General features: G+C 61.4%; 1 protein-coding gene and 1 pseudogene. One reads left to right on the top strand and one right to left on the bottom strand.

Translation table 11 applies throughout. The features are described from left to right. Positions 1–70 precede the first annotated feature (70 nt). Positions 71–817 (top strand): annotated as a pseudogene (locus NS355_RS17940) (IS701 family transposase); the annotation flags it as partial. A 7-nt stretch (positions 818–824) separates the two neighbouring features. On the opposite strand, the gene NS355_RS17935 reads toward NS355_RS17940, so the two are convergent. Further along, positions 825–1,094: transposase (locus NS355_RS17935; protein ID WP_153008291.1), on the bottom strand; the 270-nt coding region annotated here is incomplete at its 5' end.

Genomic DNA, 1,094 nt, shown 5'->3' with positions numbered 1-1,094 from the left:
TTCCACTGTGTTACAAATAATCGTACCTTTGTGCCACTATTGGAAGACCTTCAGGCCGCGCGGGAGAGCTGTGTTGAATAGGACACTGGAAGTGCGTTTTGAACAGGACGGGGAAGTAGTTGCTGCCGCCCTGTCCCATGCGGATCGCAAACAGCCCGCACACTGGTACCTGAAGGGGTTGCTACTGCCTGGAGGGCGCAAGAGCGTGGAGCCCACGGCCGCGCGGGTGCACCCGCAGAACGTGCGCTCAGCCCATCAATCGATGCACGATCTGGTGGCCGATGCCGACTGGAGCGATCAAGCGCTGCTGGCGGCGGTGGCGGCACAGGTGCTGCCGCCCCTGAGCAGGAAGAGCGCAGCGTGTCACTGGATCGTGGACGACACGGGATTTTCAAAGAAGGGGGTGCATTCGGTCGGTGTTGCACGCCAGTACTGCGGCCGCCTTGGCAAGACGGACAATTGCCAGGTTGCCGTGAGTTTGTCGATCGCCAACGAACACGGCAGCCTGCCAGTGGGCTATCGGCTGTATCTTCCCGAGCAGTGGGCTCAGGACACTGTGCGGCGCAAGAAGGCAGGCGTTCCGGCTCCGGTCGTGTTTCAGACCAAGACAGCGCTGGCCATGGATCAGATCGCCAGCGCGCTGGCGACAGGGATGGCGGCAGGCGTCGTGCTAGCCGATGCGGCCTACGGCACCGAGACCCACTGGCGAGACCAGCTCAGCGAACGCGGCCTGCTGTACATGGTTGGCGTCCGCAGCAACACGAAGGTCTGGTGGGGATCGCACCAACCTGCGCCCATGCCGCCAGCCAGCCCTAAGAACCTGTTCACGATCTCCTGAGCAGCAGTGCCAGGAACGCCAGGTGGATGAACTGCAAGCTGGTATTGAGCCTTCGCTCGCAGTTCTTCCATAGCCTCCGGTTCTTCTCCAGCCAGGCAAAGCTGCGTTCGACAATCCAGCGCTTGTGCATGACCTTGAAGGTATGCAGCTCGCTGCGCTTGGCAATCTGTACGGTGACATGCTTGCCCAGAATGTCCTGTACGCCCTCGGCGAAGGGATCTCCGGTGTAGCCGCTGTCGCACAGCAGGCGTTTCAA

It is taken from the genome of Sphingomonas yabuuchiae, assembly GCF_001477495.1.
Taxonomy (GTDB): domain Bacteria; phylum Pseudomonadota; class Alphaproteobacteria; order Sphingomonadales; family Sphingomonadaceae; genus Sphingomonas; species Sphingomonas yabuuchiae_A.
Note: the sequence above shows the minus strand (reverse complement) of the source record. Positions and strands in the feature narration are given on the sequence as shown.